Genomic DNA, 15,763 nt, shown 5'->3' with positions numbered 1-15,763 from the left:
TTCCTATAAAATAGTGCCTAATATTTTTGTAAGTTTATTGCAAAGCAAAAGTATTAATGACAATTATTCATGTAAGTGCAGAATGTTATCCCGTAGCCAAGGTTGGTGGGCTTGCCGATGTAGTTGGGGCATTGCCAAAATATCAAAATAGTGCTGCAATCACCTCGCAGGTTATAATGCCGTTTTACGATAATGCCTTTACAAAGCAACGTGCGTTTACAACCATCCATACCAACACCCTAACATTAGGTAACGATACCTTAACATACCATATTAAAGTAGTCGATGAGCCTTTGGATTTTGATGTCTTTTTTATAGACGTTCCAGAGCTGTTGTTTAAAGACTATGTATATTCTATGGATGATACCGAGCGTTTCCTGGCATTTCAAATCGCTACCCTCGATTGGTTGTTAACCTGGAACCAATATCCCGATATTATTCACTGCCACGATCATCATACAGGGCTCATTCCCTTTATGTTACAAGAATGTAACAAGTATAAGGCCTTTAGAAAAATACCCAATATTTTAACCATTCACAACGCTCAGTACCAGGGTTGGTTTTCGCATGACAAAGTTGGCTTAATTCCGCCTTTTAATTTTGATCATGTTGGCTTACTGGATTGGGGCGGAAACATAAACCCATTAGCTGCAGCCATAAAGTGCGCTTGGCATATTACAACCGTATCACCAAGTTATATGGAAGAACTAAAACAAGCTGCAAACGGACTGGAAAGTCTTTTAAGCGCCGAAAGCAAAAAGTGTTCTGGTATATTAAACGGTATCGATTGGAAAGTGTGGAACCCTGAAACAGACCCCTTTATAGTTGAAAACTATAGCCCCGAAACGGTTAATGCAGGTGCCTTAGCCAATAAAAAGTATTTGTGCGACACCTTTAATCTAGAATTTGAAAAACCGCTATTTGCCTTTATTGGGAGATTGGTTGATGAAAAAGGCTCCGATTTATTCCCCGAAACCTTTAAAATAGCTTTGGAAAAACAGGATGCTACCATATTATTGCTGGGTTCGGGCAATACAGAAGTAGAAAAACAATTAGAATTGCTAAAAAATGATTATATTGGAACATACAACGCTTATATAGGATACGACGAAAAACTCTCCCATATTATATATGCAGGAGCCGATTTTTTACTCATGCCCTCACGGGTAGAGCCCTGTGGTTTAAACCAAATGTACGCCTTGCGATATGGCACCATCCCCATCGTTAGAAGTATAGGTGGCTTAAAAGACACCGTAACCGATATTGCTAAAAAAGATGGTTTTGGTATTTGCCACGACCATGTAACCGTTTTAGAAATTGTCAACGCCATTAGCAGGGGTGTGGCACTCTATAAAAAGCAAACAACGTACCAGGCTATACGAAGTAAAATAATGGCTATTGACCATTCATGGGATGCTTCGGCAGCAGCTTACATAAATTTATACAAATCTATAAAACAAACTAAAAATGATTAACAACAAGGTTTTAGCCATCATATTAGGAGGTGGCCAAGGTTCCAGGTTGCACCCTTTAACAGAGGAAAGGTCCAAACCCGCGGTACCCATAGCAGGAAAATACAGATTGGTAGATATCCCAATTTCAAATTGTATCAACGCCGACATTAAACGTATGTTCGTTCTAACACAGTTTAACTCAGCTTCCTTAAACCGTCATATAAAAGACACCTATCATTTTAGTTTTTTCAGTAGTGCTTTTGTTGATGTGCTTGCTGCAGAGCAAACACCTGGCAATAAAGGGTGGTTTCAAGGAACTGCCGACGCCGTTCGCCAAAGCATGCACCACTTTTTAAGACATGAGTTTGATTATGCCTTAATTCTATCGGGCGATCAGCTCTATCAAATGGATTACGACAAAATGATTGCGGCCCACCAAAAAAGTGGTGTCGAAATATCCGTTGCCACCATTCCCGTTAATGCTAAAGAAGCACCTTCTTTTGGTATCCTAAAATCTAACGAAGAAAGCATTATAACCTCTTTTATAGAAAAACCCGATGCCAGCCTGTTGCCCGAGTGGACCTCTGAAGTGAGTGACGAAATGAAACACGAAGGACGCCATTATCTTGCCTCCATGGGAATTTACATTTTTAACCGGGAGCTGCTCATAGAACTCATGAACGACACTTCAACCATCGATTTTGGTAAAGAAATCATTCCGCAATCCATAGAAAAGCACAAGACCTTAAGTTATCAATATGAAGGGTATTGGACCGACATTGGAAATATCGATTCCTTTTTTGAGGCCAATATAGGTTTAACAGACAATATCCCCAAGTTCGATTTATACGATAAAACCAAGCGTATATATACCCACGCCCGTATGCTTCCTACCACCAAAGTGGCAGGTACTACCCTCGATAAAGCCGTACTGGCCGAAGGCTGTATTATCAGCGCTGCAAAAATTGAACAATCGGTTATAGGCATTCGCTCCAGAATAGGAAAAGAGTCTACCGTAATAAAAACCTATATGATGGGTAGCGATTATTACGAAACACTCCTGGAAATACAAGAAAAAAAAATAAAAATATTAATGGGAATAGGCGAACGCTGCTTTATTAAAAATGCCATTCTCGATAAAAACTGTCGTATAGGCGACGATGTTAGAATTAATGGCGGTAGCCACCTTGAAGATGCAGAAACAGACACCTACGCTATTAAAGATGGTATCGTAGTAATTAAAAATGGCGCAACCATTCCTAACGGATTTGTAATATAATATATGGCACAAGTAAAAGTTTATAGTCTATTTACAGACTTCGATATCAACCTTTTTAAAGCAGGTAAACACTATAGGCTTTATGAAAAATTTGGTTCACACATTGTCACGGTCGATGGTATAGAAGGTACCTACTTTGCGGTATGGGCACCAAGCGCCAAAAACGTCTCGGTTGTGGGCGACTTTAATTTCTGGACCGACGGCGAACACCAATTAAATGTACGTTGGGACAGTAGCGGTATCTGGGAAGGCTTTATTCCCTTAGTTGGCAAGGGCAATATCTACAAGTATAAAATTGAAAGCCATAACTACGGCATAAAAACCGAAAAAGCCGATCCCTACGCACGGCGTTGCGAACACCCACCCAAAACAGCATCTATCATCTGGGACGATTCCTATAAATGGAAGGATACCGGCTGGATGAAAAAACGAAAAAAGCACAATGCCATCGATGCGCCCTATTCGGTTTACGAAGTCCACTTGGGCTCCTGGAAAAAGAATTTAAAAGAAGATCGCTTTTTATCTTACTATGAATTGGCCGACGATTTAGTGACCTATGTAAAAGACATGAACTTTACCCATGTAGAGCTTATGCCTATTATGGAATATCCTTACGATCCGTCGTGGGGCTACCAACTTACAGGGTATTTTGCACCAACATCGCGCTTTGGTTATCCAGAAGAATTTAAATATCTGGTAGATAAGCTGCACCAAAACGACATTGGTATTATATTAGATTGGGTGCCTTCCCATTTTCCAGAAGACGCCCACGGATTGGGTTTCTTTGACGGTTCGCACCTCTATGAACACCCCGACAAGCGCAAAGGCTACCACCAAGATTGGAAAAGCTTGATCTTTAATTACGAGCGCAATGAGGTTCGTTCCTTTTTAATAAGCAATGCCGCTTTTTGGATGGACCAATACCATGCAGATGGTTTAAGGGTTGATGCCGTGGCATCCATGCTGTTTTTAGACTATTCTAGAGAAGATGGCGAATGGGAGCCCAACATGTATGGCGGACGTGAAAATTTAGCGGCCATCGATTTTCTTAAAGAATTAAACCAAGAAATCTATGCATCGTTTCCAGACACCCAAACCATTGCAGAAGAGTCCACAGCCTTCCCAGGGGTATCAAAACCTGTGTTTTTAGGCGGATTGGGCTTTGGTATGAAATGGATGATGGGCTGGATGCACGATACCCTAGAGTACTTTGCTAAAGACCCTGTTTACAGACAATACCACCAAAACGATATAACCTTTAGCTTGGCCTATGCCTTTTCAGAAAATTTTATGTTGCCCCTATCACACGACGAAGTGGTTTATGGCAAAAACTCCATTTTAGGAAGAATGCCTGGCGATGAATGGCAACGCTTTGCAAACCTTAGGTTATTATACGGCTATATGTTTACGCACCCGGGCACAAAACTCTTGTTTATGGGTGGTGAGTTTGGCCAATACAATGAGTGGAACTTTCAAGAAAGCTTAGATTGGAATCTGCTGGACTTTAAGCCCCATCAAGACACACAAAATTACTTTAAAGCACTCAACAAGCTCTATAAGTCCTCTCCCGCATTATACGAAAAAGCCTTTACGGGCGAAGGGTTTGAGTGGATTAGTTACGACGATCACGAAAACTGTGTTATTTCCTATATAAGAAAAGGCTATAACCAAGAAAACGATATCATTGTTTCCTGTAACCTAACACCAACCATACATAAAAACTACAAAATAGGACTGCCCAGAAAAGGTAAATTAATTGAAGTGTTCAATAGCGACTCAGAAGCCTTTGGTGGCAGTGGGGTATCCAATAAGAAAGAAATCAATAGCACAAAATCACCTTGGAACGGCAAAAGTCATTCAGCAAAAATAACCTTGCCGCCGCTTGCTATGGTTGTTTTTCAGCTTAAATAAACCTTCTATTTGAGATTTATTTAAATAACCCACTAATTATTTATGGCTTACACAATTTTGCATTGTTATTTTTGATAAATATTGGCTCTTTAAGCTTTTAATATTTACTATTTTAGGCAATTATTAAATGCATTTAATATGATATTAAATACCGAATTAGAATACAAGGGAAACCAATTCCCCTCCAATATAATAGACTATAAAAAAGATGTTGATATTTTATACTTTACAACATCCAATAATGTCATCCTTCAGCTCACGGTTTTAAGAGACAGCGTGTTGCGATTTCGATACACAACCGTTGGTAAGTTTGTAAAAGACTTTTCGTATGCCATAGATGAAGGCGCCAGTAGAGGCTATAACCACTTAGAAATAGACGACGACAAGGAAAAATACATCATCACTACGGCCAAGCTAATTTGCTATATCTATAAAACCGATTTAAGGAAATCCATCTACGATGCCAAAGACAATTCCATTATTTGCGAAGACGAATTGGGCTTCCATTGGGAAGAAAGCTACGAGCTAGGGGGCGATATCGTTAAAATGAGCAAATCGGCCCAAAATGGCGAAAGCTATTATGGCCTTGGTGATAAACCAGAGCATTTAAACCTTAAAGGACGCCGATTCGAGAACTGGGCCACCGATTCTTATGCCTTTGGTAAGCAAACAGACCCTATTTACAAAGCCATTCCGTTTTATACTGGCTTACACAACGGCAAGTCTTATGGTATTTTCTTTGACAATACCTTTAGAACCTATTTCGATTTTTGTAACGAACGCCGAAACGTTACCAGCTTTTGGGCCCAAGGTGGCGAAATGAATTATTATTTCTTTTACGGTCCGCAAATGATCGATGTGGTTACCAGCTACACCGATTTAACCGGAACCCCAGAGCTTCCCCCTTTATGGGCCTTAGGCTACCACCAATGTAAATGGAGTTACTACCCCGAGTCTAAAGTAAAAGAAATCACCAAAAAGTTTAGAGACCTAAAAATACCCTGCGATGCCATTTATTTGGATATCGATTATATGGAAGGGTTTCGGTGTTTTACCTGGAGCAAGGAATACTTCCCCGAGCCCAAACGTATGGTTAAGGAATTGGCCGATGATGGCTTTAAAACCGTGGTTATTATAGACCCCGGTATTAAAATAGATAGAGAATACAGCGTTTTTAAAGAAGCCTTAGATAAAGATTATTTCTGTAAACGTGCCGATGGCCCTTACATGAAAGGTAAAGTATGGCCGGGAGAGTGTTATTTCCCCGATTTTACCAGACCCGAAGTGCGCGAGTGGTGGGCCGGATTGTTTAAAGAACTTATAGAAGATATTGGTGTAAAAGGCGTTTGGAACGATATGAACGAGCCCGCCGTTATGGATGTGCCCGGAAAAACCTTCCCGCCCGATGTGCGCCACGATTACGATGGCAACCCCTGTAGCCACCAAAAAGCCCATAACATCTATGGCATGCAAATGGCCAGGGCCACTTATCACGGCTTAAAGCGCTTTAATTACCCCAAACGACCATTCGTTATTACACGATCGGCCTATTCGGGTACCCAACGCTACACCTCCACTTGGATGGGCGATAACGTAGCCACCTGGGAGCATTTGCAAATAGCCAATATTCAGGCGCAGCGCCTAGCGATGTCTGGATTCTCATTCGCCGGATCGGATATAGGTGGTTTTGCCGAGCAACCCAATGGCGAACTCTATGCCCGTTGGATACAGTTGGGCGTATTCCATCCATTCTGTAGAACACACTCCTCGGGCGACCACGGCGAGCAAGAGCCCTGGGCTTTCGATATAGAAATCACTAATATTGTTAGAAAGTTTATAGAAATGCGGTACCAGTTACTGCCTTATTTATATACCACATTCTACCAATATGCACAGGATAATATTCCCATGTTAAAGTCTTTGGTGTTGTACGACCAAGAAGATGTACAAACCCATTATAGAACCGATGAGTTTATTGTAGGTAACCAAATACTGGTATGCCCCATAAACGAACCCAATTCCAAAGGGCGCCGCATGTACATCCCAAAAGGAGAATGGTACAACCTATGGGACAAAACATTGGTTGAGGGCGGTAAAGAAACTTGGGTGGATGCCGATTTAGATACCATGCCCATCTTTATAAAAGCAGGGGCCATTATACCAAAATATCCCATACAGCAATATGTAGGCGAAAAGGCTTTAGATCAAATTGGCCTAGATGTTTATTATAAAAATGGCAAAGAGGACTCCGAGCTTTATGAAGATTCCAACGATGGTTACGACTATACCAAGGGCCGTTACAGCTTAAAGAAGTTCAACCTGGCAGGTAATGGCAATAAATTAATCATTCGTATCCATAAGCGCGGGCAGTATATTACCCCTTACGAAACATTTAAAATTAATCTGTTTGGTTTGCCCTTTAAGGTAACATCCATAAAAGTAGATAACGAAGATGTCACGTTTGAAGACGTAGCGTTTAAAGATAACACCTTAGTAGTAACAAAAGAGTTCACGAATTTGCAGATTATAGGAGATTAAAAGTGAAAAACTAAAAGTGAAAAGTGAAAAGTGAAACTATAACTTAAAACCAAGCGTGAGTTTGAAAAAAACTGCGTGAGGGCTCCCCTCTTGTGCCGGTTTGTACGGCATAAGAGGGGATGCTTACACTTCAGTGGAAGCTCGGGGAGTTAAATCCACATCACTAAGAAAAGTTTAATCTATTCTGAAGATATATCATCGCTAGTCCCAAATTGCCCGTCAGCACCCGCTGAAACAATTAAAAAACTACGCCCATTGTCTTTAATATGATATTGATACGCTCTATGCCATGAATCTTTTTTCCATTCCAGTCTTACAGGGCTGTTTCCAATCAATTCATTTAAGTCAGACGGAAGTTTTCCATATTTTTCATGCCATTGCACTATTCGCTCGCTCATTGCTATAATTTCTTTTTTCGTTTGTTTCGGGAAAACGAATTTACTTCGATAACTAAAAAATAAAAAAGCAGACACGCATCCTATAACTAAAACAATTACAAAGACTTTAGAACTTGGTTGAAGCAGATATTTTTGAATGGGTCGTTTAATGCCGTCCCTTTTTTCCTGGTCACTTATGTGTTTACGATGTTTATAATCCGCTCTAATAAGTCCTAGCTCCGCTAATGCCGACAAAATCAATGCAATCATGTACACTTAATTAATTGGATTACCTTCTCGAGTTTATCTTTATATATATACATGTTATATTCATAGACCTTATTGTTAACAGTCACAATCCTCATGGTGTTTTTAAAGTCAAAAACAGGGATAATAAAATGCAGTAAGTCTTGTACTAAATCGTTGGTTTTAGAAAATTTTCCTGAATAAGAAAGGTCCTTTATATCCGATAATTTAAAGACAGTTTTACGAGAAATTAATCCAAAAAGGTACAGATGTTTAATTTCTAAAGTATGCTCGTAAACAGCTAGTTCCTTGGAGTCCATAATAACAAGGACTATTAATAGAAAAAATCCTGTAGTTAGTCCATTCATACTAATATCATTAGAAGAATGCGAAACAATTTCAATAAATAGATAAATGATTACTAACCCAATCAAGACGTCTTTTAAAAAACGAATCCATGAGAAAGTAGTGTAAATAGGTTGTTCTCGTTTCATTTTAGTTGGTCTAATCAAGTCATGCTAAAGTTACATAATTTTTCTTAGCAAAGTTTCTCAACAAATTTGCTTCAAACTCACCGCAATAACTTAAAACCAATCCTAAGTTTGAAGAAAAGCTGCGTGAGGGCTCCCCTCTTGTGGCGTTTACGCCGCCATAAGAGGGGCATGCTTACACTTCAGTGGAAGCTCGGGGAGTTAAAACAGCAAACATGCTCACATAATAATACCCCACTTTTCCCTATCTTAGCTCTATGTCCCATCGAAACCACACAAAAAAGGAACTTGAAAGCTTCAGACAAGAATTGCGTAGCAATCTTACACCCGCAGAGGCTTACCTTTGGAAATATTTAAAATCAAGACAACTCAAAGGCAGACGATTTATAAAACAGCACAGTATTGGCTATTTTATTGTCGATTTTTATTGTGCTTCAGAACGTTTGATTGTAGAACTGGATGGTGAGGTACATAATAATCCTATAGCGGAAGCGTACGACGCAAAACGAACCAAATATTTAGAGTCTTGTGGTTATAGGGTTGTACGGTTTGAGAACAAAATGGTTTTTAATCAACTTATACCGGTATTAGAAGATATCGCCTCTTATTTTAAAGATTGAAATTAAACTCCCCGAATAATTGCTAAAGCAATTATATCCCCTCTTATACCGTACAAACCGGCACAAGAGGGGAGCCATCCCGCTGCTTTTTTAAACTTAGGCTATGCATTGAAAGAAGTCCTACATAAAAAATTAATGTGTTTTTACTTTTGCTAAGCGAAGTTTAAAACATCACCCAGACATGGTGTGGCCCGAAAGGCATAAGGTATTGTAGAAACATGCCATTAATTAGCATTCAATACACCGTAGGTGTTAAACTCATAAAAGCTGGCACGTACCACTTTTCACTTTTAGTTTTTCACTTTTCACTTTTAGTTTTTAACTAGAAAGCGCTTTCGACAGCACAAACAAAAACAAATCATCATGCTCAAAACCTTCACGTATTTTTTTAAAGGCCAAGCGCATTTGCGATTCCACGGTTTTCACCGAAAGGTCTAGAATATCGGCAATTTCGTTATAATCGTAGCCCTCCTGCTTGCTTAGTAAAAAAATTTCCTTGCAGCGCTTGGGCAACAGTTCTATTTGTCGTTTTACGCGTTGTATTTTTCTATCAACCTCAACATCATCCGCTTCAAGCTCCTCAATAAGCGTTTCGTGCTTTAGGCTTTCCAGGAGCATATCCTTACGCTTTTGCTGTCTGGTTTGGTCAATAAACGCATTATAGGCCGCTTGGTACAAGTACGATTTCATCGATTGCCGAAACACAATACTTTCCCGTTTTTCCCATAAGTATATAAAAACCCCTTGCACAATATCTTCGGCCACAAACCGGTTTTTAGTATGCTGCAACATATACACATAAAGCGGGTGGTAATATTGCTTAAACAGGGCATCAAGCGCTGTTTTATCCCCCTTTTTAATATTTTCCCAATGTGTGTTTTCAGACATATTCCTAGATTCTTAGTTCCCTCAGGTTCCTTAGTTCAGACGTCACTGCGAGCCCGGTAGGGCGAAGCAGTCTCTTAATTAACTTGAGCCTTTACAAGGGTATTACTTTCTAGCTTTTAACTCAAAAGTGCGTAAAGTTTAAAAAAAATTACGAAATTTTTAAGGGTACGGCATTTTTTTTACGCCATATACATGTAAGCAAGCTAAAAAATAATAAAAATACATTGAAGAAGCTCATCATAAAATACCTGACCGATACGATTACCGATACGGAATTGGACCAGTTACAAGCCTGGGTTCAAAAACCAAAACATCGTGCCCTTTTTAAAATGTACATACGCTATAATTTAAAAGCAGACATGGCCTACCGTCCCGTGGACGAAGCCGCTGCCCTAAAACGTCTGCTCCACAAACTAGATACCAAGCAAACAAAACCCAAAACCCAAAACCTAATACCCAAAACCCTATATAAATACGCCGCTGCAGCTGCAATAGTCTTATTAGCAGCGATTACCATCTTAATCCAGACCAATGTCATTCCGAGCGCAGTCGAGGAATCTCAACCCATCATAGTAAATAACCAAATAGAATCCGGCACCAACAAAGCTACTTTGGCCCTAGAAGACGGTTCTGTCGTAGTCTTAGAAAAAGGAACGAGTTACCAAACAGCATATGCCAACAGCAATGGCGAAGCCATCACCTACACAACCAACCGCAACAGTGAGCAACAAACGACTAACCGACAAACAACAAACACCTTAACAATACCAAGAGGCGGTCAATACCAATTAACCCTAGCCGACGGCACCCAAGTATGGCTCAACTCCGATACCCAAATAACCTATCCCATTAACTTTATAGCAGGCCAAGCCCGCGAAGTCACCTTAGTATACGGCGAAGCCTATTTCGATGTCTCTCCAAGCACAGAAAACGGTGGCTCTAAATTTAGAGTATTGTCTCCAAAGAATGTGTCATTGCGAGGAACGAAGCAATCCCCTTCATTAACAGATGGCGCTTCCAGATCGTCTTTGCGAGGAACGAAGCAATCTCCTCCATTAACAGACAACCTCACCCAAATAGTCGAAGTCCTAGGCACCGAGTTCAACATCAAAGCCTACAAAGACGAAACCAACATATACACCACCCTAGTAGAAGGCAAAGTATCTGTCACCCCAAGTACAGTTGAGATGTCTCAATACGCAATACCCAATACTCAAATCTTAAAACCCAACCAACAATCCACCCTAAACACCAGCACCAACCAATTACAGGTACAGCAAGTAGACGTTTACAGGCAAATCTCATGGAAAGAAGGCATTTTCGATTTCGAGGGCATGCCATTAAAAGAGATCATGACCGTATTGTCGCGTTGGTACGATATGGATGTAACCTTTAAAAACAAAGCTTTGGAAGACATTCGTTTTGTAGGCGTTTTGGGCAAGGACCAACATATAGAAGACATTTTAAGCACCATAAAAAACATGGGCTTCATTAGCAATTTTGAAATACATGGCAAGGAGGTGATTCTTAAATAAGTTAAAAGTGAAAAGTGAAAAACTAAAAGTGAAAAGCTTAAACAAGTTCAGAGTTTAGAGTTCAGAGTTCAGAGCATCTAATAATCGAAAAATCTAGTAATCTAGTAATCTAGTAATCTAAAAGTAAAAAATACCGCGTAGCGGTTTAAGCATTGTAGAAAAAAAATTAAGATAGAACCCCAATTCCTCGTAGAGGATAGACAAAAACAACTAAAAGTGAAAAGTGAAAACAAGTTATGAGTTCAGAGTTCAGAGTTCAGAGCGTCTAATAATCGAAAAATCTAATAATCTAGTAATCTAAAACTATCTTATATAAATAAGTAAACAATTTAAATAAAAAAGTAATAATAAGTATATTTATAGAAGCTAGAGGCTAGAAGCCAGAAGCCAAAAGCCAGAAGCCAAAAGCTAGAAGCTAGAAGCTAAACAATCTAATAATCAAAAAAACTACAAACATGGAAAGAGAGAAGAGAATAGAGAGAAGAGACACCAATCGGAGGTCAATGACCATGAGGCAGTCCCCCCGGCCTATCGAGGGTATTGCTAGAAAATCAAGCAGGTAGCGCAAGGGCTAAGAGATAAAAAGCTGTTTGAGGGGAGCGATAGCGGACCGAGTTCTTTTTATCTGTGGCGGGTTATCGCGTAGCATTTTCAGCAATGGTCTCGTAAGCCTAGACCTTTTTGGTACTTTTTGTGGCAATGACAAAAAGTACATATAAATAAAAACAGAACAAACATAAACCACTAAAACTTAAAATATGAAAAAACATCCAACATGAAAAAAGTGAAAAACTAAAAGTGAAAAGTGAAAAGACTTTACAAATTCAGAATTCAGGATTCAGAATTATAAATTAGGACAATGTCATTCAGAGTGAGCTTGCGAGCGAAGAATCTCTGTTTTAACAAGTTCAGACCTGCCTGCCGCAGGCAGGGTTATAAGTTAAGAGTTATGAGTAATCACATCCGAGTGAGAAAACAACTAACCGACTCTACAACAAACAACTAAACATTTAAAGTCTCTTTTATCACATCACTTAAATCTAAAAAAAGAAAGGAACGCAGTATCACCCTTGCAAAGTTATCACTGCATCCCTTATAGCATTATTAATTTAAAAAACTAATAACACACAAATTTATGGAATTAAAATTAACCACAACCTGTTTTCCCCCAATAGTTACTGGGGTTACAAAACAGCTATTAATGCTCCTTATGAGAACATTTATATTTTTAATATGCACTGCTGTTTTTAGTATGGCGCCCATAACAAGCCTTTCCCAGGAAAAGATTGTTATCGATGCCGATAAAACCATTACAGTAGATGCCGTTTTTAAAATTATAAAGCAGCAAACCAAGTACCGCTTTATCTATCAAGAAGATATGTTTAAAAACCTGCCGGCGGTACCCCTTAAAAAAGGCACCATAACACTGGGCAGGCTGCTTCAAAAAAGCATTGCCAATGGCCACTTTAATTTAATCCTGGCCGAAAACAATACCATTATCATTAAGGAAAACAACCCCCGGCAACAAATACAGGTCTCTGGTAAGGTAACCGACGAAAACGGTATGGGCATTCCCGGGGCCACCATCCTTATTAAAGGCACCACCAAAGGCACGGCGGCCGATATGGATGGGCATTATAGTATTGTAGTACCCGATGCCGCTAATGTGTTGGTGTTTTCGGCTATAGGCTTTGCTAAACAAGAAATAACTGTTGGAAGCCAAAGTACCATTAACGTTACCCTAAAAGAAGAAGTCGGGCAATTGGATGAAGTGGTTTTGAATGCGGGGTATTATAATACTACAGAGCGGACTAAAACCGGGAATATTTCTAAGGTAACAGCAAAGGAAATAGAAAAACAGCCTGTGACCCAACCTTTAATGGCTTTGCAAGGTAGGGTTCCTGGGTTGGACATAACTCCAGAGAGTGGTGTAGCTGGGAGTGCCGTAAAGGTTGAGATCAGAGGGCGTAATAGTATTTCAAATTCAAACGCATATCCATTATATGTGATTGATGGTATTCCTATAGATGCTAGTCCAGTAGAATCAAATAATCTTTGGGTAATATCAAGAGGATTTGATCCACTAAGTACACTTAATCCCACAAATATACAAAGCATAGAAATATTAAAAGATGCTGATGCAACAGCCATATATGGATCTAGAGGCGCTAATGGAGTAATCCTCATCACAACTAAAAGAGGTCAACAGTCTCAAACAACAAATGTAGATATTAACATGTATTCTGGTATAGGTAAGATTCCATATTTTACTGAATTATTAAATACGGAACAATACATAGCTATGCGAAAAGAAGCTTATTCTAATGCTGGACAGGAACCTTCAGGTAGTTCTGCAAATGATCTTCTCGTATGGGATACAACTAGATATACTAATTGGCAACAAGAGTTGTTGGGTGGTACTGCTAACATAACCGATATGCAAGCCAATATAAGTGGTGGCACTAAAAACACTACTTTTCGTTTTGGAGTTGGGTATCATAAAGAATCAATGATCTTTCCTGGCGATTTCGGTTTCCAACGAGCATCCGGTCACTTTAATTTGAACCATTCTTCATTGAATAAAAAGTTTAAAACAACACTGACAATGAACTATGGTGTAGAATCTAATAAAATATTTAATGGAAGCCTAGTTTTTGATGCTCTAGAATTGCCTCCAAATGCACCCGAATTATATGACGAATTAGGTAATCTCAACTGGGAAAATTCTACCTGGGACAATCCATTAGCTGGATTAAAAAAAACAGATAAAAGTTATGGAAATACTATCACTATTAATAGTGTATTAGGCTATAATTGGATGACAGGGTTGACTACACAAGTAAGTTTAGGTTATAATGTACTCAATAGAAATGAATTGGAGAAAAACCCATTTACTTCTATGAACCCGGAGGATATTGATGAAAATACCACTGCGACTAGCTACTTTGGTTCAAACAATAGGAATTCATGGATCATTGAGCCTCAAGTAACATACAATAAAAAGTTTAGAGAACATGGCTTGAATGTTTTAGTTGGGACTACCCTTCAAGAAAGCAGGGCTGCTTATCAATTAGTAGAAGCCACTGGCTATACCTCTGATGCAATGCTCGAAAGCTTATTAGGTGCAACCAAAACAATTTATCATAGAGATGAGAATAGTGAGTACCGATATGCTGCTATTTATGGTCGTATTGGATACAACTTTAAAGAAAAATATTTACTCAATATTACAGGTCGTAGAGATGGGTCTTCGAGATTTGGCCCTGATCATCGTTGGGGGAACTTTGGAGCAATAGGGGGTGCTTGGATTTTCTCTACCGAAGAATTTATGAAAAAGTTACCTTTTATCAACTTTGGAAAATTTCGCACGAGCTATGGGGTAACAGGTAGCGATCAGATTGGTAATTACAATTATCTCAGTACTTATGGATATATGGATTATTTTTACCAAGGTAATGTGAGCATTGAACCAACGGGACTAGCTAATCCAGAATATGCGTGGGAAGAAACAAAGAAGCTGGAATTTGCCCTCGAACTGGGACTTCTTAGACGAATAAATATTGAAACTGCTTGGTATCGAAACCGATGCTCCAATCAATTACTTAACTATCCTTTACCTGGTATAACTGGTTTTACTGGAGTAACAGAGAATTTGGAAGCTACTGTGGAAAATAGTGGTTGGGAATTTATGATCAACTCAATCAATATAGATCATGATTATTTTCAATGGTCTTCCTCTTTTAATGTATCAATCCCTAAGAATATTCTTATTAGCTATCCATATCTAGATGAATCTCCACATGCCGATCGCTATGTTATAGGTAAATCACTGAACATAGTAAAGTTGTATAACTACAAGGGGGTAAATCCTACTACTGGATTGTATGAAGTGAAAGACGTAGACGACAATGGAATAATAAATTCTGATGACCAGACTTATATCCAAAACGTTGGCCGTCAATTCTATGGTGGATTAAATAATAGCTTTCGTTATCGGGGATTAGAACTATCTTTTTTATTTCAGTTTTCCAAACAAACAGTGTCAGGTTATGGCTTCCCCGCTGCAGGACGTTCAGCTGAGAACATACCTGCGAAAATTTTTAATGACCGTTGGCGGCAAGAAGGTGATCAAACTACTTATCAAGTTTTTTCGAGAAGTTTTTCAACTGCGCTTTCCGCGAATGACGCTAATTTTAGTGATGCGCGTTATATCAGTAACTCATATATTCGTTTAAAGACTTTGTCATTACAATACAGCATACCAGAAAAACTATTGAGTAAGATATCAATCAAGCAATGTAAAGTTTATATCCAAGGACAAAATTTGTGGACTTATACTGATTTTGATTTACTAGATCCTGAAACGAAAAACCTTCTGCCACCATTGCGAATGATAACTAGCGGAATTGAACTAACCTTTTAAT

Annotated in this window: 10 protein-coding genes; 7 read left to right on the top strand and 3 right to left on the bottom strand. The window is 39.1% G+C overall.

Annotated features, from left to right (window positions below; translation table 11 throughout):
- Window positions 1-56: 56 nt before the first annotated feature.
- From AC5SR4_RS06460 to AC5SR4_RS06445, 4 genes are all read left to right on the top strand, one after another.
- Window positions 57-1,475 carry a glycogen synthase gene (locus tag AC5SR4_RS06460; RefSeq protein ID WP_495358719.1) on the top strand — a complete coding sequence of 473 codons (1,419 nt, stop codon included), beginning with the start codon at window positions 57-59 and terminating at the stop codon, window positions 1,473-1,475.
- Entirely contained in the window at window positions 1,468-2,733 is a 1,266-nt protein-coding gene (locus AC5SR4_RS06455) for a glucose-1-phosphate adenylyltransferase (protein ID WP_495358718.1), read from the top strand. Before AC5SR4_RS06460 ends, AC5SR4_RS06455 begins: the two co-directional genes overlap by 8 nt.
- Before the next feature lie 3 nt (window positions 2,734-2,736).
- Window positions 2,737-4,644 carry a 1,4-alpha-glucan branching protein GlgB gene (gene glgB, locus AC5SR4_RS06450; RefSeq protein WP_495358717.1) on the top strand — a complete coding sequence of 636 codons (1,908 nt, stop codon included), beginning with the start codon at window positions 2,737-2,739 and terminating at the stop codon, window positions 4,642-4,644.
- A 138-nt stretch (window positions 4,645-4,782) separates the two neighbouring features.
- Complete coding sequence (locus AC5SR4_RS06445) at window positions 4,783-7,182, top strand: glycoside hydrolase family 31 protein (RefSeq protein WP_495358716.1); 2,400 nt, start codon at window positions 4,783-4,785, stop codon at window positions 7,180-7,182.
- Between the two features lie 179 nt (window positions 7,183-7,361).
- Here the strand turns inward: AC5SR4_RS06445 and AC5SR4_RS06440 are convergent, their stop codons facing one another.
- Together AC5SR4_RS06440 and AC5SR4_RS06435 are read right to left on the bottom strand one after the other, a co-directional pair.
- Complete coding sequence (locus AC5SR4_RS06440) at window positions 7,362-7,829, bottom strand: type II secretion system protein GspG (RefSeq protein WP_495358715.1); 468 nt, start codon at window positions 7,827-7,829, stop codon at window positions 7,362-7,364.
- Complete coding sequence (locus AC5SR4_RS06435) at window positions 7,826-8,299, bottom strand: hypothetical protein (RefSeq protein WP_495358714.1); 474 nt, start codon at window positions 8,297-8,299, stop codon at window positions 7,826-7,828. Before AC5SR4_RS06435 ends, AC5SR4_RS06440 begins: the two co-directional genes overlap by 4 nt.
- A gap of 254 nt (window positions 8,300-8,553) precedes the next feature.
- Between AC5SR4_RS06435 and AC5SR4_RS06430 the strand changes: the two genes are divergently transcribed.
- On the top strand, window positions 8,554-8,916 hold the full coding sequence (locus AC5SR4_RS06430; RefSeq protein WP_495358713.1) for an endonuclease domain-containing protein: 363 nt from the start codon (window positions 8,554-8,556) through the stop codon (window positions 8,914-8,916).
- Between the two features lie 318 nt (window positions 8,917-9,234).
- Here the strand turns inward: AC5SR4_RS06430 and AC5SR4_RS06425 are convergent, their stop codons facing one another.
- Complete coding sequence (locus AC5SR4_RS06425) at window positions 9,235-9,804, bottom strand: RNA polymerase sigma factor (protein ID WP_495358712.1); 570 nt, start codon at window positions 9,802-9,804, stop codon at window positions 9,235-9,237.
- A gap of 224 nt (window positions 9,805-10,028) precedes the next feature.
- Here AC5SR4_RS06425 and AC5SR4_RS06420 point away from each other — a divergent pair, with 224 nt between their 5' ends.
- Window positions 10,029-11,339, top strand: coding sequence for a FecR family protein (locus AC5SR4_RS06420; RefSeq protein ID WP_495358711.1), 1,311 nt, complete (start codon window positions 10,029-10,031; stop codon window positions 11,337-11,339).
- 1,210 nt (window positions 11,340-12,549) lie between these two features.
- On the top strand, window positions 12,550-15,762 hold the full coding sequence (locus AC5SR4_RS06415; RefSeq protein WP_495358710.1) for a SusC/RagA family TonB-linked outer membrane protein: 3,213 nt from the start codon (window positions 12,550-12,552) through the stop codon (window positions 15,760-15,762).
- The last annotated feature ends 1 nt before the right edge of the window (window position 15,763 follow it).

The sequence above is a fragment of the Aestuariibaculum scopimerae genome (genome assembly GCF_059428085.1).
This window is presented reverse-complemented; position numbering and strand designations above follow the sequence as displayed.

Coding starts and splice junctions, on each gene's coding strand:
- AC5SR4_RS06455 (WP_495358718.1), top strand. CDS start 1,468: ATGATTAACAACAAGGTTTTAGCCATCATATTAGGAGGTGGCCAAGGT.
- glgB (WP_495358717.1), top strand. CDS start 2,737: ATGGCACAAGTAAAAGTTTATAGTCTATTTACAGACTTCGATATCAAC.
- AC5SR4_RS06435 (WP_495358714.1), bottom strand. CDS start 8,299: ATGAAACGAGAACAACCTATTTACACTACTTTCTCATGGATTCGTTTT.
- AC5SR4_RS06445 (WP_495358716.1), top strand. CDS start 4,783: ATGATATTAAATACCGAATTAGAATACAAGGGAAACCAATTCCCCTCC.
- AC5SR4_RS06460 (WP_495358719.1), top strand. CDS start 57: ATGACAATTATTCATGTAAGTGCAGAATGTTATCCCGTAGCCAAGGTT.
- AC5SR4_RS06425 (WP_495358712.1), bottom strand. CDS start 9,804: ATGTCTGAAAACACACATTGGGAAAATATTAAAAAGGGGGATAAAACA.
- AC5SR4_RS06430 (WP_495358713.1), top strand. CDS start 8,554: ATGTCCCATCGAAACCACACAAAAAAGGAACTTGAAAGCTTCAGACAA.
- AC5SR4_RS06415 (WP_495358710.1), top strand. CDS start 12,550: ATGAGAACATTTATATTTTTAATATGCACTGCTGTTTTTAGTATGGCG.
- AC5SR4_RS06440 (WP_495358715.1), bottom strand. CDS start 7,829: ATGATTGCATTGATTTTGTCGGCATTAGCGGAGCTAGGACTTATTAGA.